This is a genomic window from Nocardiopsis sp. KDC1DS13DA1, assembly GCF_055632325.1.
This window is the reverse complement of sequence record NZ_JBVMUY010000055.1, coordinates 33168-52098: the sequence shown is the minus strand read 5'-3', so window position 1 is coordinate 52098 and position 18931 is coordinate 33168. Positions and strand designations below refer to the sequence as shown.

The window sequence follows — 18931 nt, the reverse complement described above, 5'->3', positions numbered from 1 at the left end:
GTGCACCGCCCGGCGCACGGAACACCCGTGTCAGCGTCCGGTGAGTGCCGGACCGCCCACGCCCCGCACCAGGCCCAGCCACTCGGCCATCCGGGCGAGCTGGTCGGTGAGCTGGTCGAGGGTGTCGGCGGGCGCGTCCTCCTCCAGCGTGATCCGCCGCGCGAGCAGAACCCCACCGGCGCGGTCGGACTTGAGGTCGACCCGGGCCACGAGCCGATCACCCAGCAGGAACGGCAGCACGTAGTACCCGTGCACCCGCTTGGCCGCCGGGACGTAGATCTCCAGCCGGTACCGGAACCCGAACAGCTCCTCGGTCCGGTCGCGGTGCCAGACCAGCGAGTCGAACGGGCTGAGCAGCGCGCGGGCCTCGACCCGGCGCGGCACGCGGGCGTCCCGGTGCAGGTACGCGGGCCGCTGCCACCCCTCGACGGTGACCGGGACCAGTTCGCCGGAGTCCACCAGGTCCCGGACGGCCGCCTTGGACTCGTCGGGCCGCAGCCGGAAGTAGTCCCGCAGGCTCGGCTCGGTCGCCACCCCGTGCGCGCGGGCCGAGATCGCGACCAGTGCGCGGTGGGCGTCGGCGGGTTCGGGCAGGGGAAGGCCGTGCAGGTCCGGGGGCAGCACGCGCTCGGTCAGGTCGTACCGGCGCTCGAACTGCCCGTTGCGCCCGTCGACCATGACGTCACCCACCCAGAACAGGTACTCCAGGCACTTCTTGACCTCCGACCAGTTCCACCCCCAGTGGTCCTTGGCCCGGGGGAGGTCGTGGGCCAGCGCCGCCTCCACCTCGCGGGCGGTGGCCGGACCGATCCGGGCCACCTCCTCGTGCACCGCCTTGACCAGCTCCGGCTTCTCTCGCTGGACGCCGTTGATCCACCTCGCGTCGGTGCGGGCCCGGTTGTACTCCATGCGGAACCGCATCAGCTGACGGGTGGCGGGCGGCACCAGACTGGCCTCGTGCGCCCAGCACTCCACCAGGCGCGCGGCGCTGGTGCCCGCCTTCGTGGTGGTGGCCCGGTCGAGCACCGCGGGGTCGTAGCCGCCGAGCCGTGCGAACACCGGCAGGTACTGGCTGCGCGCCAGCACGTTCACGCTGTCGATCTGCACGATCCCCACCCTGCGTACGACCTTGGCCAGGTGGGCGAGTGTGGGCTGTCCGGTGGGTCGGTGGTCGGCGAAGCCCTGCGCGGCGAGGGCGATCCGGCGCGCCTGGGGGAGGGAGAGTTCCGCGTCGCGGCGGGGGTGCGGTTCGGCCATCCGCACACGCTAGCCCCCGCCGCCGACAGTTCGCGGTGCCGGTTCACGGGCGTTTGCCCGGTCACCCCATCCGGCGGTGCTGGTCCGGCAGTTCGGACGGGCCCGGTTCGGCCGGACCGATGAGCGGACCGGGCAGGGACGGGTCGAGCACCCCCTCCTCCATCCAGGTGTAGGAGTCGTCCATCATGCGGCGGGACAGCTTGCCGTCCACGTCGTCGGTGTTGGCCCACAGATCGGTGAAGAGCGCCTCGACCCGCAGCCGCGCCTGGCGGCAGAACGCGTCGGCCAGCTCGAACGGGGTGTCCCCGCGCTCCGGATGGGCGTCGGCGTCGTGCCGGGCCCGCACCGCCACCGCGCTCATCGCGAACAGCTCCGCTCCGATGTCCACGATCCGGGAGAGGAACCCCTGCTTGACCTCCAGCCTCCCCTGCCACCGCGACATCCCGTAGAACGTCGACCGCGCCAGCCTGCGCGCCGTCCGCTCGACGAAGCGCAGGTGAGGGGCGATCGGCCCGAACTCGGTGAACGCCGACGGCACCTGACCCCGCCCGACCACGAGCGTGGGCAGCCACTTCGCGTAGAACCCGCCCGCCCTGGCCAGGGCCCGCGCCCGGTCCGCCCGCGCGGTCCCGGGATCGATCAGGTCCCCGGCGACGGACAGGTGCGCGTCCACGGCTTCACGCGCGATGAACAGGTGCATGATCTCCGAGGAGCCCTCGAAGATCCGGTTGATCCGCAGGTCGCGCAGCAGCTGTTCGGCGGGCACGCCGCGCTCGCCGCGTGCGGCCAGGGACCCGGCGGTCTCGTAGCCGCGCCCGCCGCGGATCTGCACGAGGTCGTCGGCGATCGCGTACGCGTGCTCGGACGCCCACAGTTTGGCGATGGCCGCCTCGATGCGGATGTCGGCGCCCTTGTCGTCGGCGAGCTGCCCGGCCAGGTCGAGCATCGCCTCCATGGCGTAGGTGGTGGCGGTGATGTAGGAGATCCGCTTGGCCACCTCCTCGTGCCTGCCGACGGGTCGGCCCCACTGGACCCGTTCGCGGGACCACTCGCGGACGATCCGGGTCGACCACTTGCCCGCCGACACGCAGAGCGCCGGCAGGGAGAGCCGCCCGGTGTTGAGCGTGGACAGGGCGATCCGCAGCCCCTGGCCCTCCTGCCCGATCCGGTTGGCGGCCGGAACCCGTACCCGGTGCAGCCGGGTGACACCGTTCTCCAGGCCGCGCAGGCCCATGAAGCGGTTGCGGTGCTCCACGGTGATGCCGGGGGAGCCGCCCTCGACCACGAAGGCCGTGATGCCGCCCCGGTGCCCGGGGCTCTCCGGGACGCGGGCCATGACGACGAGGAGGTCGGCGACCACCCCGTTGGTGGTCCAGAGCTTGACGCCGTCGAGCACGTACTCGTCGCCGTCCCCGCTGGGCGTGGCGGTGGACCGCAGGCGCGCGGGGTCGCTGCCGACGTCGGGCTCGGTGAGCAGGAACGCGCTGATGTCCGAGCGCGCGCAGCGGGGCAGGAAGGCCCGCTTCTGCTCCTCGGTGCCGAACATGGCGACCGGCTGCGGGACACCGATCGACTGGTGCGCGGAGAGCAGGGCGCCGATCGCGGGGGAGACCGAGCCGACCAGGGTGAGGGCGCGGTTGTAGTAGAGCTGGCTGAGCCCCAGCCCGCCGTACTCGGTGGGGATCTTCATGCCGAGGGCGCCGAGGGCGCGCAGGCCGTTCACGACCTCGTCGGGGATGCGCTCCTCGCGTTCGATGCGCTGGGGGTCGATACCCCGGCAGAACTCCCGGAGCCGGTCGAGGAAGGCCTCCCCGGCCTCGACGGAGGCGGGGGCGGGCTGGGGGAGGGGATGGATCAGGTCCAGGCGGAGCCGCCCCAGGTACAGCTCCTTGGCGAAGCTGGGGCGGTTCCACCCGGCCTCGCGCGCCTGCTCCGCCACGGCACGCGCCCGGCGTTCGTCGACCTCGGACGCGTCGGTGGGGGTGGCTCCGGGTTCGACGGTCGACATGGATCGCTCACCTCATCGCGGGAAGGGATGTGTCCTGTATCACAGCACTACCCGTCGGTGTCCGATCTGACGCTCGGTCGGGCCTTCCGCGGGCACGGGCCGACGGCCTCCGCAGAGAAAAGTTCGGGCTGATGCGAACCGTGGGTAGCGCTCGTACGTCAAAGGAGACGCGACACAAACCACCGAGCGTGTGCTGGGAGTCGCACAGCCCCGGTGCGGAGGACGGCCGCACCGGGGCCCACCCGTCACCCCCCACCGCCTGGGGTGTCGCTTCGCGAGGGGGCAGGGCACCCTCAACGGACGCCTCCGGCGCGGTTCCCCCCTCCCGTCACCCCCCACCGCCTGGGGTGTCGCTTCGCGAGGGGGCAGGGCACCCTCAACGGACGCCTCCGGCGCGGTTCCCCCTCCCGTCACCCCCCACCGCCTGGGGTGTCGCTTCGCGAGGGGGCAGGGCACCCTCAACGGACGCCTCCGGCGCCGTCACCCCTTTTCTCGGTCTGCCGTGCGTGTCGGCCGTATGGCCTAGCCTTTTCCTGTGCGTATCGCGACATGGAATGTGAACAGTGCCCGGGCCAGGGCGGAGCGGATCGGCGCCTGGCTCGACCGCAGCGACGTCGACGTGCTCGCCGTCCAGGAGACCAAGGCCCGGGACGACCAGTTCCCCGCCGCCGTCTTCACCGACCGCGGCTACGAGGTGGCCCACTTCGGCCTCTCCCAGTGGAACGGGGTCGCGATCGCCTCCCGCGTCGGGCTGGAGGACGTGCGCACCGGCTTCCCCGGGCAGCCCGGGTACGGGGAGCCCGAGGAGGTCGAGGCGCGGGCGATCGGCGCCGTCTGCGGCGGCGTGCGGATCTGGAGCCTGTACGTGCCCAACGGCCGCGAGATCGACCACCCGCACTACGCCTACAAGCTGCGCTGGCTGGAGGCGCTGCGCGAGGCGAACGCCGCCGAACTGGCCGCCGACCCGGACGCGCAGATCGCGCTCATGGGTGACTTCAACATCGCCCCGCAGGACGACGACGTGTGGGACATGGCCGAGTTCGAGGGCAGGACACACGTCACCGAACCCGAGCGCGCCGCGTTCGCCGAGCTCGTCGACGCCGGGTTCGACGAGGTCGTCCGCGGGTACGCCCCCGGCCCCGGCGTGTACACCTACTGGGACTACAAGGCCCTGTCCTTCCCCAAGAGGAAGGGCATGCGGATCGACTTCGTGCTCGCCTCCCAGGCGCTGAGCGGCCGGGTCAGCGGCGCGCTGATCGACCGCGAGGAGCGCAAGGGCAAGGGGGCCTCCGACCACGCCCCCGTGATCGTCGAGCTCGACGGTGAGAAGGAGACGAGCGAGTGAGCAGCGCACCAAGGATCGCCGTCTTCGGCAGCGTGAACATGGACCTGGTGGCCTACGTCGACCAGGTGCCCTCCTCCGGTGAGACCGTCGCCGGAACCGACTTCCGCCAGGTGCCCGGCGGCAAGGGCGCCAACCAGGCGGTCGCCGCCGCGCGGGCCGGGGCCGAGGTGGCCTTCCTCGGCGCGGTGGGCGAGGACTCCTTCGGCGGTGAGCTGCGCGCCAACCTGCTCGACAGCGGTGTCGACGTGTCCGGGCTGCGCACCGTGCCCGGGGTGTCGGGCGTGGCGCACATCGTCGTGGACGGCCGGGGCGGCAACCGGATCATCGTGGTCCCGGGCGCCAACGGCGAGGTACGGGGCACGGTCGACGGCGACGCGGCCCTCATCGAGGGGCGCGCCGCGCTGCTGCTCCAGCTCGAACTGCCGATGGCGGCGGTCGTGGCCGCCGCGCGGGCCGGAAGCGCCCTGGGCGTGCCGGTCTACCTGACCCCGGCCCCCGCGCGCGAGCTGCCCGACGAGCTGCTGGAGTGCGTGGACGTGCTCGTCCCCAACCAGCACGAGGCCGCCGCGATCACCGGCCGCACCGAGCCCCGGGAGGCCCTGGCGGCGCTGTTGGAGCGCGTGCCGGAGGTGCTGCTGACCCTGGGCGAGGACGGGTGCCTGTTCGGGCGGCGCGGCGCGGAGCCGGTGCACGTCCCGGCGCGCAGGGTGACGGCCGTGGACACGACCGCGGCCGGGGACACCTACTGCGGTTCCTTCGCCGTCGCGCGGGCCGAGGGCCGTTCGCCGGAGGAGGCGATGCGGTTCGCCGCCGCTGCCGCCGCGCTGTCCGTACAGCGGCCGGGCGCGAGTTCGTCGATGCCCACCCGGGACGAGGTCGAGGCCCTGCTGGCGGAGTGACCGCTTCGCCGCCGGGACGGCGTCCCGCCGTCCCGGCGGGAGGACGCGTTCGGCGGACGCGGAGACGACGGTCGTGCCCCTTCCGACGAGGCCCGCCGGGTCCAGGCCGACGAACAGCGACTCGGGCCCTTCCGCGTGGCCGGAGGCGTCGACCTCCGGACCGCTGACCAGCAGCCCGGTGGGTCCCGTTCAGGACGCGGTGTGGCCGATCCGCTCCAGGAACGGCGCCGGGTCCTGGTTCTGGACGCGGACCTCCAGCACGATGTCGACGTCGTCGCCGACCAGGCGTCCGCCCCAGGGCAGGTCCCCGCCGTCGCCCACGCCGAAGTCGGAGAGCCGGATGCGGGCGGTCGCGGAGAAGAAGTGGCCGTGGGTGTCGTCGGGGGAGGCGTAGTCCGGCGCGTCGCCGACCCAGTGGGCGTCCAGGGTGACCGGGGCGGTGGTGCCGTGGATGGTCAGCTCGCCGTGCAGGAGGAAGGCGTGCGGGCCCCGGCGTCCGGGTTCGATCCCGGTGGAGGCGAAGCGGATCTCGGGGTGGCGGTCCGTGTCGAGGAAGTCGGCGGAGCGCAGGTGGGCGTCGCGGGCACCGACGCCGGTGTTGACGCTGTCCGCCCGCAGGACGACCTCCGCCGAGGAGTCGGCGGGGTCCCCGCCGACGTCGAACCGGCCCCCGGCCCGGCCGAAGGTCCCCTGGACCCGGCCGAAACGCAGGTAGCGCGCGACGAAGATCAGGCTGGAGTGCAACGGGTCGAGGTACCAGGTCCCCGGGCCCGGACCCACCTCGGCGGGGAAGTCGGTCATCCCAAATCTCCCATTTGTCGCTTATCTGGCTTTTGTCCACGTTAAATGGGGTGCCGACCGTGCTCGCCGGGTTCGGGGCCGGTCGGCGCGAGACATTCGACTCCCACCCGGGCGGGGACGGACACACCTCCTCTTCCTCTGACGGGGGATGACGTGGGCCGCGAGCGGTTCGCCGGGGGGACGGCCGGAACCGGCCGGGGCGGCACACCCCGGAGCGGCGGGTACGGGGAGTCCCGCGGACACGCGGAAGGCCGGAGCCCTCCGGCCCCGGCCTCCCCGGTTCGCGTGGGACGCGGTGCGCCCGACACGGTCGCTACATGTGCTCGGGAGCCTCCACGCCCAGCAGGTCCAGTCCCTGGACCAGGACCCGCAGCGCGACCGCGACCAGTGCGAGCCGCGACTCGCGCTGCTCGTCGGTCTCGGCGGTGAGCACGGGGCAGTGCTCGTAGAACGCCGTGAGCGCCTGGCCGAGGTCGAACAGGTACGCGCACAGCCGGTGCGGCTGGAGGAGGTCGCCGACCTGTGCGACGACCCCGCCGAACGCCAGCAGCTTCAGCGCCAGGTCGCGCTCGGCGCCCTCGGCGAGGGTGATCGCGCCGCGCGCCCGCTCCGGGTCCAGCCCGCCCTTGCGGAAGATGGAGCGGATCCGCGCCTGCGCGTACTGGAGGTAGGGGCCCGTGTTGCCGGTCAGCGCCAGCATGCGGTCGAAGTCGAAGGTGTACTCGGTGTCGTGCGAGACCGACAGGTCCGCGTACTTCACCGCGCCGATGCCGACCTTGTCCGCGATCGCGGCCCGCTCCTGGGCGCTGAGGTCGGGGCGGTTCTCCGCGACGACCGCCGCGGCGCGGTCCACGGCCTCGTCCAGCAGCGCCATGAGCCGGATCGGCGCACCGCTGCGGGTGCGCAGGATCTTGCCGTCACTGCCCAGCACGTTGCCGATCTGCACGTGGGTGGTCTCCACGCCCTCCGGCAGCCATCCGGCCCTGCGCGCGGTGGCCCACACCATCTTGAAGTGCAGCGCCTGCGGGGCGCCGACCACGTACAGGATGCGGTTCGCCTTGAGGTCCTCCACCCGGTGGCGGACGGTGGCCAGGTCGGTGGTGGCGTAGCCGTAGCCGCCGTCGCTCTTGCGGACGATGAGCGGGACCGGCTTGCCCTCGCGGCCGGTGAACTCGTCGAGGAAGACGCACAGGGCGCCGTCGCTGACCTCGGCGATGCCCTTGGCCTCCAGCTCGTCGCACACGTCGGCGAGCATGTGGTTGTACGTGCTCTCACCGGCCAGGTGGTCGTCGGTGAGCGTCACGCCGAGCTTGGCGTAGACCTTGTTGAAGTAGACGCGGGACAGCCCGACGAGCTTGCGCCACAGCCGCAGCGTCTCCTCGTCGCCGCCCTGGAGGGCGACCACGCGGCGGCGCGCCCGGGGGGCGAAGTCGTCGGCGTCGGGGCCGGAGGAGTCGAACTTGACCCGGGCCGCCTGGTAGAAGGCGTTGGGGTCGGTGGTGAGCAGGTCGGCGTCGCCGGAGTCCTCACCGACCTCCAGCAGGTGCTCGATGAGCATGCCGAAGGGGGTGCCCCAGTCGCCGATGTGGTTCTGGCGGATGACGTTGTGGCCCAGGAACTCCAGGGTGCGGGCCAGGGAGTCGCCCACCACGGTGGTGCGCAGGTGCCCGACGTGCATCTCCTTGGCCACGTTGGGCGCGGAGTAGTCGACCGGGATGTTGAGCGACTCCTGCTCGGGGACGCCCAGACGGGGGTCGTCGAGCAGGTCGCGGGTCCGCGCGGCGATCCAGTCCTCGCGCAGGGTGAGGTTGATGAAGCCCGGCCCGCTGACCTCGACGTCGCGGCAGACGTCGGCCACGTCCAGGTGCTCCATGATCGCCGCGGAGACCTCGCGCGGCTTTCGGCCCAGTCGCTTGGCGAGGGCGAGGGCGGCGTTCGCCTGGTAGTCGGCGAACTGGGACGGGCGGATGACGGGGTCGGTGTCGGCGAACTCGGGGCCGAAGGCGGCGCCGAGGGCGGACTGGACCCGTCGCGAGAGTACTTCCTGCGGGTCGGCCATGGCACAAGCGTACCGACCGTGCCGGGTCGTCCCGGCCGGTCGCCGGGGAGGGCGGGGCCCGATCAGTCGTCCCTCCTCTCCCGCCTCCGGGCCCGCCGCACCTCGCGGTCGACGGACCAGGCGTCGGCGACCGGCCCGAGGTGGCCCAACTTGTCGGGGTTGACCACCGTCCGGACGGCCTGGATCCGCCCGTCGAGCACGTCGAGGGCCATGACGTAGAGGATCCCGCCGCCCCGGTCGCGGAAGACCGCGCCGGGCTGGCCGTTGACCTCGTGCGGCTCGTACGACACCCCGATCCGGAACAGCAGGGCGAAGCCCGAGCCCAGCAGCCGGGCCACCTTGTCCGGGCCCACGACGGTCCTGGCCAGCTGCGGGCTCTTGCCGCCGCCGTCCCCGACCAGCTGCACGTCGGCGGTCAGCAGGTTCCGCAGCCCTTCCACGTCGCCCTCCTCCAGCGCGTCGAAGAACCGTCTCGCCAGCTCCAGCCGGTCCCGGCGGTCCGCCTCGAACCGCGGCCGTCCGGTCCGCATGTGCCGCCGCGCCCGCACCACCAGCTGTCGGCACGCCGCCTCCGACCGCCCCACCGTCGCGCCGATCTCGTCGAACCCGAAGGCGAACACCTCCCGCAGCACGAACACCGCGCGCTCCAGCGGGCTGAGCCGCTCCAGCAGCAGGAGCGCCGCCATCGACACCGAGTCGGCCAGCTCCGCCGTCCGCGCCGGATCCTGGTAGGGATCGCTCAGCAGCGGCTCGGGGAACCACGGGCCGACGTACTCCTCCCGCCGGACCCGTGCCGAACGCAGCACGTCGATCGAGATCCGGGTCACCGTGGTCGACAGGAAGGCCTTGGGCGACCCGGCCCGGGTGGTCGAGCCGTCGTAGCGCAGCCAGGTCTCCTGCACGGCGTCCTCGGCCTCGCCCACACTGCCCAGAATCCGGTAGGCGATCGAGAACAGCAGCGGCCGCAGCTCCTCGAACTCCTCCACCTTGCCCACACCGCATCCCTCCGCTCTGGGGCCCGGAGCCCCGGCGGGGCTCCGGGCCGGTCGATGGCACCGTCTACTGGTGGATCCGGCCGGGTACGTAGTCGCCGGCGGGCTGCCGGGTGATGATGTTCAGCCGGTTCGCCGCGTTCATGAAGGAGACCAGCAGCGTGAGTGCGGTGAGCTGCTCCTCGTCGTAGTGCTCGGCGGCGTTCGCCCACACCTCGTCGCTGACCCCGGTGCCCGCGTCCGCGACCCGGGTCCCCTGCTCGGCGAACTCCAGGGCGGCGCGCTCGGCCCCGGTGAAGACCGTGGCCTCCCGCCACGCCGTGACCAGGTTCAGCCGCACCGCGGTCTCCCCGGCCGCGGCGGCCTCCTTGGCGTGCATGTCGACGCAGACGGCGCAGCCGTTGATCTGGCTCACGCGCAGCTCCACCAGTTCCTGCGTCCTGGCCGGCAGGGGCAGGTCCTTGAGGGCCCTGCCCGCTGCCATGAGGTGCTTGATGGCCTTGCCGGCGCTCGGTGCGGCGAGGAAGTCCAGTCGTGCGTCCATGGGGTGCTCCTCCGTGCTCGTCGGTGGTGACACCCCTGGAGACGAGGAAGCCCGGGACCCTGTGACACCGGCCGGTGTGACGCGCGTCCCGCGGCCGTCCGCCCCGGTCAGCGCTCCTCGGACTGGGCCAGGCGGTGCAGCCAGTTCGGGGGGCGGTGGTGCACGCGGCGGCGGATCCGCTCGCCGATCCGGCCCGCGGCCAGGTCGTGCGCGAGCTGGCAGGCGCGGGCCACGCCCCAGGCGCGACTGTCGCCGTGCGCGATCACCACGGTCCCGTTGAGTCCCAGCAGTGCCGCTCCGCCGTAGGTCTCGCTGTCCAGCCGCGCGCGCAGGTCCCGGAGCGCCCTGCGTTGCAGCAGCGTGCCCGCCTTGGCGACCATGGACGACGTCAGCGCGTCCCGGAAGGCCTCCATCGCGAACGCCGCGGTGCCCTCCACCGACTTCAGCGCGACGTTCCCCGTGTGCCCGTCGGTCACGACCACGTCCACCTTCCGGGACAGCAGGTCGTGGCCCTCGACGTTGCCGCGGAAGTCCATGGTCTCGGAGTCCTCGGCGGTGGCCGCCAGCAGCTCCGTGGCCCGGCGCACGAGCTTGTTGCCCTTGCCCGGCTCCGACCCGATGGTGAGCACCCCCACCCTCGGCCGCTCCACGCCGAAGGCCGTCTGGGCGTAGGCGCACCCCAGGTGGGCGAACTGCACGAGCATCTCCGGTTTGGCGTCGGCGTTGGCGCCCGCGTCCACGAGGACCGTCGGCGTCTCCCCGGTCGGCAGGGTCACCGCCAGGGCGGGACGCAGCACCCCGGGCTGCGTGCGCAGGCGGACGGTCGAGGTGGCCACGACACCGCCCGTCGATCCGGCCGAGACCAGCGCGTCGGCGTCACCGCGCCGGATCAGCCGACAGGCGACGGCGGCGCTGGACCGGGGGCGGCGCCAGCTGGCCAGCGCGCCCTCGTGCATCGCCAGACTGTCCTCGGCGTGCACCACGGGGACGTCGCGGAGCGCGTTCTCCTCGGCGAGCAGCGTCGCGATCTCCGTGCGCCGCCCCACCAGTACGACGCGCAGACCCAGTTCCCGGACGGCCAGGACCGCCCCCCGGACGATCTCGCCCGGGGCCCGGTCGCCGCCCATCGCGTCCACCGCGATGATCGGTGCGGACGTGCGCGGTGCGACGGAGGCGTCCGCGTCCGCGTCGGATGTGCCACTCAACTCGGTCCGTCCTCCACGGGTGTGGTCGGCGGGCGGGCGCGCGGCTCGCCCGGTGTTCGCGCAGGTCCCTCGGTACGGGCCGGTGCCGGCGTCACGCGTGGTCGCGTCGCGCGCGGCGGGCCCGCAGCCACGGTATCGGGTCGCGGGATGAACGTCTGGGTTCGGATGGTTCGTATGCTCGTGCGAGGATACTTCCCGTATGTCCAGGTCAGGGCTGGATATTGCGCTTGGTGGGTACAAAACCCCTTGTCGGGGTATACCCGCTTGCTGGTCCGGGCTTCGTGTGAGGTCCGGACGCGTGTGACTACACACTGAATTTCCGTACCAGGTGGTCCACCGGTGTCCGCGCACACCGGACCCGCCTGATCAGGGCTGCCCGGCGGTCTCCCGTCGCGGCCCTGCCTACATGCAGGAGAGGAGAGGCGTGAGCGTAACGCCAGACGCGGCACCGTCCCCGTCCGCCGGACGTCGGTTTCGTGCCTACACGACGAAACACCTCGACGAGCTCACGGCGCGAGCTGGTCTCGCCGCAGACGAGCGGCTCGCGGTGCAAGCGGTGGCCAACGTGCTTCCGTTCCGGGTCAACAGCTATGTCGTCGACGAGCTGATCGACTGGGACGCGGCGCCGGACGACCCGATCTACCGGCTCGTCTTCCCGCAGGCCGACATGCTGCCCTCTGGCGATGTCGCCAGGATCGCCGACCTGATCCGTTCCGGTGCCTCGCGCAAGGAGCTGAACGAGGCCGCCAACCAGATCCGGGCCAACCTGAACCCGCACCCGGCCGGCCAGATGGACCTCAACGTGCCCAAGACGGGCAACGAGGAGCCCATCCCGGGTGTCCAGCACAAGTACAAGGAGACGGTCCTCTTCTTCCCGAAGCAGGGCCAGACGTGCCACGCGTACTGCACGTACTGCTTCCGGTGGGCCCAGTTCGTCGGTGACGCCGACCTGAAGTTCGCCTCCAGCGAGATCGACCAGCTGGTCGACTACGTGCGGACGCACCCCGAGGTCACCAGCGTCCTCTTCACCGGTGGCGACCCGATGATCATGGGCGAGGGGGTGATCTCCAAGTACATCGAGCCGCTGCTGGAGATCGAGCACCTCGAGGCCATCCGCATCGGTACCAAGGCGCTGGCCTACTGGCCGCAGCGCTTCGTCACCGACCCGGACGCCGACGACACCCTCCGGCTGTTCGAGAAGGTCGTCGCCTCGGGTAAGAACCTCGCGTTCATGGCGCACTTCTCGCACCCGAACGAGATGACGCCGGAGCTCGTGCAGGAGGCCGTGCGCCGCATCCGCGGGACCGGGGCGGTCATCCGCACCCAGGCCCCGCTGATCCGCACGATCAACGACGACTCGGCCACGTGGGAGAGCATGTGGCGCACGCACCTGCGCCACGGCATGGTCCCCTACTACATGTTCGTCGAGCGCGACACGGGCCCGCAGGACTACTTCGCCGTGCCGCTGGCCGAGGCCTACGACATCTTCCGGGGCGCCTACCAGAAGGTGTCCGGCCTGGCGCGTACCGTACGCGGTCCGTCGATGTCGGCCACCCCGGGCAAGGTGTGCGTCGACGGCGTCACCGAGGTCGCGGGCGAGAAGGTGTTCGTCCTGCACTTCATCCAGGCGCGCGACCCCGAGCTGGTCGGCAGGCCCTTCTTCGCCAAGTACGACGAGAAGGCGGCCTGGCTGTTCGACCTCAAGCCCGCGCTGGGCGCGACCCACTTCCCGTGGGAGAACGCCCCCGTGGAGGCCAACGGCCTGGTGGACCCCACCCGCCTGTAGGCGACCGGGACTGAAGGACACGGAGCCCGGCACCGTTCGCGGTGCCGGGCTCCACGCACGTCCTGGCCGTGGACGGCGACCGCCGGGAGTGGGATGGGATGGCGGTCGACGGCCTGGACGCTTCCCGGGCGGGCCTGTGTGGGGGGTGAGGGGGCCCGGGAGCGGGGCGGCCGCGTCCTCCACGGGGAGGGCGCCGGATCCGCGCCAGAGGCCGGATCAGGCGATGAGCGCGTCGAAGTCGCCGGTCTTGGCGCCCTTGACGAAGGCCTCGATCTCGGCCGTGGTGTACACGAGCGCGGGGCCCTGCGGGTCGCGGGAGTTGCGCATGGCGAAGTCCCCGTCCGGGAGGGCCGCGATCTCCACGCAGTTGCCCTCCGGGTTGCTCCAGCTGCTCTTGGTCCAGGTGACGTCCGGCAGGTCGGTGGCGGGAACGCCGTTGTAGATCGAGTGCATGTCAACCTCCTGGAACTTCGGGGGGACTCGTGGGCGGGCGTCCGTACGCGGCTGTCCGGCGCGTCGCGCCCGCCTTGTCCGAACCACCGGGCTCTCGCCGGGCGGACCGGGCCCCGAGTACAGGGGTGACCCGTGATCCGTGCTGGTTCGTCTCGTCCTTGGTGCGGCCCAAAGCGTAACTCATGCACGTGCAGACGTGATTACATCGGTAAGTACATGAGGAAGAACCGGGGGTCACCCGTCGGCGTCGTCGCACGTCATGGCTTACGTTTCAGGAGGCCGGGCGGTTCACTCTCCGGGGATCGTTCTTGAGTCGTGGCCGAAATCGGTCATTCGTGAACAACATGCCCGGAAAGTAGTGTGACCGCCCTCACCCCCGGTCGCGCCGGGGGTTGGCCAGAAGGGCCTCCTCCGGCTCCACCCCGCCGAGCGCGTCGGCGCGGTTCGGGCGCCGCGGAGAGCATCACCCGGCCGGTGGAGGACGTCCGCGACCGCGCCGGGCGTCCCGGCCCGGAAAGGAGGCCGTATGAGCGAGGCGTACTCGCCGATCCCGGAGTTGAACCTGCTCAAGGAGTTCGAGGACCGGATCGGTCCGGTCCGCTACTCGGAGGGTTTCGAGCTGCGCGCGTACGGCGCGGACGCCGGCCTCCACACCTGGTCGGAGCATCCGGAGTTCCTGGGCCGGTTCGTCCCCTTCGCGCAGGCCAACGGCTCCGGATCCGACTACGCGCTGTGGCGGTGCGACGATCGGACCGACCTGGCCACCCTCCCCGTCGTCCTGGTCGGCGACGAGGGGCAGCTCTATGTGATCGCGCGGAACCTGGTGGAGCTGTTCCGGCTCCTGGCCGTCGACAGCGAGCCCGTCGCCGACTTCGGGTTCCTCGCCTCCGGAGACGTCGAGGAACACAGCGACGGCCACCATGAGTTCCTCACCTGGTTGAACCGGAATTTCGGCCTTGGGCCGCCGGAGGACCTGGACGCGCTCTGGGCCGGGCGAAAGAAGGATGACGACCGGTTCAGGGCGTGGGTGGGCCGGTTCGTCGAGTCGGACGATCACTGACCGTCCATCGCGGTTCGTGATCTCCACGGCTGTGCGGCTTGTCGCCGGCAGTGGCTCACCCGGCGCCGGGGTTCAACCCGCGTCCATCGGCCCACTGTCCGGGCCGTCAGGACCTCGGACGGCTCCTGGCGGCGGGCGGGGTCCGCGCTGTGGCCTGCCGCCACCGCTGATCATCGGTCTTCACACTCCGATGATCAGCGGTGGCCGTGCCCGCCTTCCGGCCACCCCGCGCCAGCAAGGTCGCGATCTCCGGCCGGAGCGCTAGGAGTAACGCTCCAGGAAGCCCCGGAGGATGCCCTCGGTCTCGTTCGGGGGAGGGGCCTGGGTGGCGAGGTGGTCCATCGTCAGCGCGTAGCGGTGGGTGTCGTCGTACTTGTCGAAGTACAGGGCGCTGCTCAACTGCTCCAGGTAGACCACGTCGGGCAGTTGGGGGGTGGGGAAGCGCAGGATGCTGAAGGGGCCGCCCGCCGCCGCGTGGCCGCCCATGGCGAACGTGGCCACCTGGATGGTGATGTTGGGCCGCCGCGCCATCTCGATGAGGTGCTCGATCTGGCCGCGCATGACGTCGGCGTCGCCGTAGGGGCGGTGCAGGACGGCCTCGTCGATGACCGCCCACAGGCGGGGCGCCCTGGGCTCGACGAAACGGCGCTGGCGGTGCATGCGCATACTGACGCGGTTGGTCACGTCGTCCTCGGAGGTGGCCGTACGCGACAGGCGGATCACCGATCGGGCGTAGTCCTCGCTCTGGAGCAGGCCCGGCACGAACTGGACCTCGAAGGTGCGGATGACCGAGGCCGCCTCCTCCAGTCCGATGTAGACGCTGAACCACTGGGGAAGGACGTCACCGTACTGGTGCCACCAGCCCTGGGCGTTGGCGCTGGAGATCAGGCCCAGGAGTGCCTCGCGCTCCCCGGCGTCGTCCACTCCGTAGAGTTTGAGCAGGTCGTCCACGTCGCGTGGCTTGAAGCTGACCTGGCCGAGCTCCATCCGGCTGATCTTGGCGTGCGACGCGCGGATGGCGTATCCGGCGTCGTGGCGGGAAATGCCCCTGGCCTGCCGGAGGCGGCGGAGCTGGGTGCCGAGCAGAATGCGCAGCACGGTGGGCCCACCACTGGAATTCGTCAGGAAATCCTGAGTGACCTGCATATTCTCTGCCCGGTCGGCGACCACGTCACCCTCCCTGTAGCGGTGTCGGCGCTGGCGACCGCTCAGTATACCCAGAGGTCACGGAAGTGCACAGGGTTGTCGGCATTGGGTTCGTGTGCCGTAACTGCGGCACCGTGCCCGGTGTAATCGTGTGTACCGGCGCGTGAATTCTTCTCCGAGGACCTACCGTTTGGGGTGCTTCGTCCTATAGTCTTGCCAACCGTTACGCTGCACGTGCATCCGTGACTTACAGATGTAAGCAACGTTGACCACGTCAAGCAGGGCCGCGTGAACCGACATCACCTCGTGAGGAACGTGATGAACGCAGAGTTGGTGTCTTCGGAACTCGACTCCGAGGCAACCTGGGGCCGTCCTCCGCTCGCCGAGGCGAGCAGCGAGCGCCTGGGCGGCTGGTGGGATCGCACGCTGAGCCGCCTCGACGTGGGGGAGTGCGCGCGGACGCCGGAGACCGTGGCCCGGGCCTTCGAGGCGACGCCCGACTCGGTCCGCGCGGCGCGTGAACTCGCGACGGGCGCGGCACGGGAGTGGGCGCTGGCGGAGGTCGCCGAGGACCTCCGGCTGGTCGTCTCCGAGCTCGTCGGCAACGCCTGCCGGCACGCCGTTCCGGAGGGCCGGTCCCCGGAGGGCGCGCGTGTTCTCGTGCAGTTCCGACTCCTCGGCGCGCGGCGTCAGGTGGTGTGCATGGTCTCCGACCAGGTCGAACACGGTCCGGTGAGGGTGGAGGCGCACCATTTCGCCGAATCGGGGCGCGGACTCGGACTCGTCGCCGCCTTCAGCCGGACATGGGGATGGGATCCGGTCCGGGGCGAAGGAAAGATCGTTTGGGCTGTTTGTGGCGGTGAAGACTGAAATAAGCCCCGTCCAGGCCGGATAACGGTCACCCGATGTCTCCGGGGTACATCGGCCTCGCCGTTCGGGCGGAGTAGGCTGTCAGCGCATGTCGGTATTTGACCGGCGGTGTTCTGCGCAGAGTTCTCTTCCATCCGAACCCGGGAGCGAGGCGTGACCGTGCTGGACACGGAGCAGGGTCGGTTCGCGTGCGGTGCGACCGTCGTCGTCGAGCTGGACGGCGAGATCGATCTGGCCACGGCGGACCAGGTGTACGCCCGCCTCGTGGCCGAGGCGGTCGACGGTTGCGTGATCGTCGACCTGTCCGCGGTGGAGTTCATCGACGCCTCGGGGGTGAACGCCCTCATCGCCGCACTGCACACCGCGACCGGGGCACGGCACCACCTGCTCCTCGCCTCCCCGCCCCGCCAGCTGTCGCGGATCCTCGACGTCCTGTCGCTGCGCTGCCTGCTGACCACCCACGCCGACGTGGCCGCCGCACGGGCCGCCCACGAGCGCGCCGCCGTCCGGAGCCGGTGACGGGGGCCCCGGGGCGGCGTCCGCCGGGGACCGCGGAGGCGGCGGGCACCGCCCCGGAGAACACGGACGGGGCGCGCCCGGCGGGGACGGAACTCCCCCGGGCACACCCCGTCCTCGTCCGGTGGAGGGCTACTCCACGGTGACGCTCTTGGCCAGGTTGCGCGGCTGGTCGACGTCGTTGCCCTTGGCCAGGGCCAACTCGCACGCGAACACCTGCATCGGGATCGTCGACACGATCGGCTGGAGCAGGGTCGGCACCGCCGGGATCTCGATCAGCACGTCCGAGTACGGCCGCACCGACTCGTCGCCCTCCTCGGCGATCACGATCGTGCGGGCGCCGCGTGCGCGGACCTCCTGGATGTTGGACACGATCTTGTCGTGCAGAACACTGCGGCCCTTCGGCGACGGCACCACGACGACGACCGGCAGGCCGTCCTCGATCAGAGCGATCGGGCCGTGCTTCAGCTCGCCCGCCGCGAACGCCTCCGCGTGCATGTAGGCGAGCTCCTTGAGCTTGAGCGCGCCCTCCATGGCCACCGGGTACCCGACGTGGCGGCCCAGGAACAGCACGGTGTCGGCGTCGGCCAGCGACCGCGCCAGGTCCCGCACCGGTCCCACGGTGTCCAGGACCCGCTCGACCTGCTCCGGCATGGTGGCCAGCTGCGCGATGACCGCGTTGATCTCGTCGCCGAACTTCAGCCCCCGCACCTGCGCCAGGTACAGGCCGATCAGGTAGCACGCCGCCAGCTGCGTCAGGAAGGTCTTGGTCGCGGCGACCCCCACCTCGGGGCCCGCGTGCGTGTACAGCACACCGTCCGACTCCCGCGGGATGGTCGACCCGTTGACGTTGCAGATCGCCAGCACCCGGGCGCGCTGCTCGCGGGCGTAGCGCACCGCCATCAGGGTGTCCATGCTCTCGCCGGACTGGGAGATGGCGATGACCAGCGTCTGCTGGTTCAGGATCGGGTCGCGGTAGCGGAACTCGCTGGCCACCTCGACCTCGCACGGGATGCGGCACCAGTGCTCGATGGCGTACTTGGCGATCAGACCCGCGTGGTAGGAGGTGCCGCACGCGATGATGACGATCTTCTCGACCGTGCGCAGCTCCTCGGGCGTCAGCCGCATCTCGTCCAGGGTCAGCTGGCCGTCCATCGTGACGCGGCCCAGGAGGGTGTCGGCCACCGCCTGCGGCTGCTCGACGATCTCCTTGAGCATGAAGTAGTCGTAGCCGCCCTTCTCGGCGGCCGACGCGTCCCAGTCCACGTGGTACTCGCGCACCGGGACCGGGTTGCCGTCGTAGTCGGTGACGGCCACGGAGTCCGCGCGCAGCTCCACGACCTGGTCCTGGCCCAGCTCGACGGCCTCGCGGGTGTGTGCGATGAACGCCGCGACGTCGCTGGCCAGGAAGTTCTCGCCCTCGCCCCGGCCCACGACCAGCGGCGAGTTGCGGCGGGCCGCGACCACGAGGCCGGGATCGTCGACGGAGGTCGCCACGAGCGTGAACGCGCCCTCCAGGCGGCGGCACACCGCGCGCATGGCCGCGGCCAGGTCACCGTCGCCGCGCTGCCCGAGCTCGGTGGCCAGCAGGTGGGCCGTGACCTCGGTGTCGGTCTCGGAGGTGAACTTGCAGCCCAGGTCCTCCAGCTCGACGCGCAGGGCGGCGAAGTTCTCGATGATGCCGTTGTGCACCACCGCCACCCGCTGGTCGTTGTCCACGTGGGGGTGGGCGTTGACGTCGTTGGGCGCGCCGTGGGTCGCCCAACGCGTGTGCCCGATACCCGCGCCGTCCCCGGCCATCGGATGGTTCTCCAGGGCCTGGCGCAGGTTGGCGAGCTTGCCCGCCCGCTTCTCGGTGTGCAGCGCGCCCCCGCCCTGCACAGCGACACCCGCGGAGTCATATCCGCGGTACTCCAACCTCGCGAGGCCGTTCACGACGACCTCAAGCGCCGGTTGCGGCCCGACGTAGCCAACGATTCCGCACATGAGC

Annotated in this window: 16 protein-coding genes; 6 read left to right on the top strand and 10 right to left on the bottom strand. The window is 71.5% G+C overall.

All coding sequences use genetic code 11. The annotated features are described in order from the left end of the window. Window positions 1–30 precede the first annotated feature (30 nt). Together ACTVAJ_RS28815 and ACTVAJ_RS28810 are read right to left on the bottom strand one after the other, a co-directional pair. On the bottom strand, window positions 31–1257 hold the full coding sequence (locus ACTVAJ_RS28815; RefSeq protein WP_470391444.1) for a winged helix-turn-helix domain-containing protein: 1227 nt from the start codon (window positions 1255–1257) through the stop codon (window positions 31–33). Window positions 1258–1318: 61 nt separating this feature from the next. Beyond that, window positions 1319–3265 (bottom strand): acyl-CoA dehydrogenase family protein, encoded by a 1947-nt coding sequence (locus tag ACTVAJ_RS28810; protein WP_470391443.1) that lies wholly within the window; start codon window positions 3263–3265, stop codon window positions 1319–1321. 535 nt (window positions 3266–3800) lie between these two features. On the opposite strand from ACTVAJ_RS28810, the gene ACTVAJ_RS28805 reads away from it, so the two are divergent. Then, a complete protein-coding gene (locus tag ACTVAJ_RS28805; protein ID WP_470391442.1) occupies window positions 3801–4610 on the top strand; it encodes an exodeoxyribonuclease III in 810 nt (269 codons plus the stop codon). Then, window positions 4607–5509, top strand: a complete 903-nt coding sequence (rbsK, locus tag ACTVAJ_RS28800; RefSeq protein WP_470391441.1) for a ribokinase — start codon at window positions 4607–4609, stop codon at window positions 5507–5509. Before ACTVAJ_RS28805 ends, rbsK begins: the two co-directional genes overlap by 4 nt. 189 nt (window positions 5510–5698) lie before the next feature. Here rbsK and ACTVAJ_RS28795 read toward each other — a convergent pair whose 3' ends face one another. From ACTVAJ_RS28795 to plsX, 5 genes are all read right to left on the bottom strand, one after another. Continuing rightward, complete coding sequence (locus tag ACTVAJ_RS28795) at window positions 5699–6310, bottom strand: YceI family protein (protein WP_470391440.1); 612 nt, start codon at window positions 6308–6310, stop codon at window positions 5699–5701. Between the two features lie 313 nt (window positions 6311–6623). After that, complete coding sequence (gene argS, locus ACTVAJ_RS28790; protein WP_470391439.1) at window positions 6624–8369, bottom strand: arginine--tRNA ligase; 1746 nt, start codon at window positions 8367–8369, stop codon at window positions 6624–6626. A gap of 62 nt (window positions 8370–8431) precedes the next feature. Continuing rightward, a complete protein-coding gene (locus ACTVAJ_RS28785) occupies window positions 8432–9364 on the bottom strand; it encodes an RNA polymerase sigma-70 factor (protein ID WP_470391438.1) in 933 nt (310 codons plus the stop codon). A gap of 64 nt (window positions 9365–9428) precedes the next feature. Continuing rightward, window positions 9429–9905 (bottom strand): carboxymuconolactone decarboxylase family protein, encoded by a 477-nt coding sequence (locus ACTVAJ_RS28780; RefSeq protein WP_470391437.1) that lies wholly within the window; start codon window positions 9903–9905, stop codon window positions 9429–9431. A gap of 107 nt (window positions 9906–10012) precedes the next feature. Beyond that, complete coding sequence (gene plsX, locus ACTVAJ_RS28775) at window positions 10013–11110, bottom strand: phosphate acyltransferase PlsX (RefSeq protein WP_470391436.1); 1098 nt, start codon at window positions 11108–11110, stop codon at window positions 10013–10015. 424 nt (window positions 11111–11534) lie between these two features. On the opposite strand from plsX, the gene ACTVAJ_RS28770 reads away from it, so the two are divergent. Beyond that, the gene (locus ACTVAJ_RS28770) at window positions 11535–12896 is read left to right on the top strand and encodes a KamA family radical SAM protein (protein WP_470391435.1); all 1362 of its coding nucleotides are present in this window, start codon (window positions 11535–11537) and stop codon (window positions 12894–12896) included. 216 nt (window positions 12897–13112) lie between these two features. Here the strand turns inward: ACTVAJ_RS28770 and ACTVAJ_RS28765 are convergent, their stop codons facing one another. Then, the gene (locus tag ACTVAJ_RS28765; protein WP_470391434.1) at window positions 13113–13349 is read right to left on the bottom strand and encodes a DUF397 domain-containing protein; all 237 of its coding nucleotides are present in this window, start codon (window positions 13347–13349) and stop codon (window positions 13113–13115) included. 526 nt (window positions 13350–13875) lie between these two features. On the opposite strand from ACTVAJ_RS28765, the gene ACTVAJ_RS28760 reads away from it, so the two are divergent. Then, window positions 13876–14409 (top strand): hypothetical protein, encoded by a 534-nt coding sequence (locus tag ACTVAJ_RS28760; RefSeq protein WP_470391433.1) that lies wholly within the window; start codon window positions 13876–13878, stop codon window positions 14407–14409. A 261-nt stretch (window positions 14410–14670) separates the two neighbouring features. Here ACTVAJ_RS28760 and ACTVAJ_RS28755 read toward each other — a convergent pair whose 3' ends face one another. Further along, window positions 14671–15555, bottom strand: a complete 885-nt coding sequence (locus ACTVAJ_RS28755; RefSeq protein WP_470391432.1) for a helix-turn-helix domain-containing protein — start codon at window positions 15553–15555, stop codon at window positions 14671–14673. Between the two features lie 318 nt (window positions 15556–15873). Here ACTVAJ_RS28755 and ACTVAJ_RS28750 point away from each other — a divergent pair, with 318 nt between their 5' ends. Both ACTVAJ_RS28750 and ACTVAJ_RS28745 read left to right on the top strand, forming a co-directional pair. After that, window positions 15874–16425, top strand: coding sequence for an ATP-binding protein (locus ACTVAJ_RS28750; protein ID WP_470391431.1), 552 nt, complete (start codon window positions 15874–15876; stop codon window positions 16423–16425). Window positions 16426–16578: 153 nt separating this feature from the next. Continuing rightward, window positions 16579–16944 carry an STAS domain-containing protein gene (locus ACTVAJ_RS28745; protein WP_470391430.1) on the top strand — a complete coding sequence of 122 codons (366 nt, stop codon included), beginning with the start codon at window positions 16579–16581 and terminating at the stop codon, window positions 16942–16944. A 129-nt stretch (window positions 16945–17073) separates the two neighbouring features. On the opposite strand, the gene glmS is transcribed toward ACTVAJ_RS28745, so the two are convergent. Beyond that, window positions 17074–18927: a glutamine--fructose-6-phosphate transaminase (isomerizing) gene (glmS, locus tag ACTVAJ_RS28740; RefSeq protein WP_470391429.1), complete on the bottom strand. Its 1854-nt coding sequence runs from the start codon at window positions 18925–18927 to the stop codon at window positions 17074–17076. Window positions 18928–18931 lie beyond the last annotated feature (4 nt).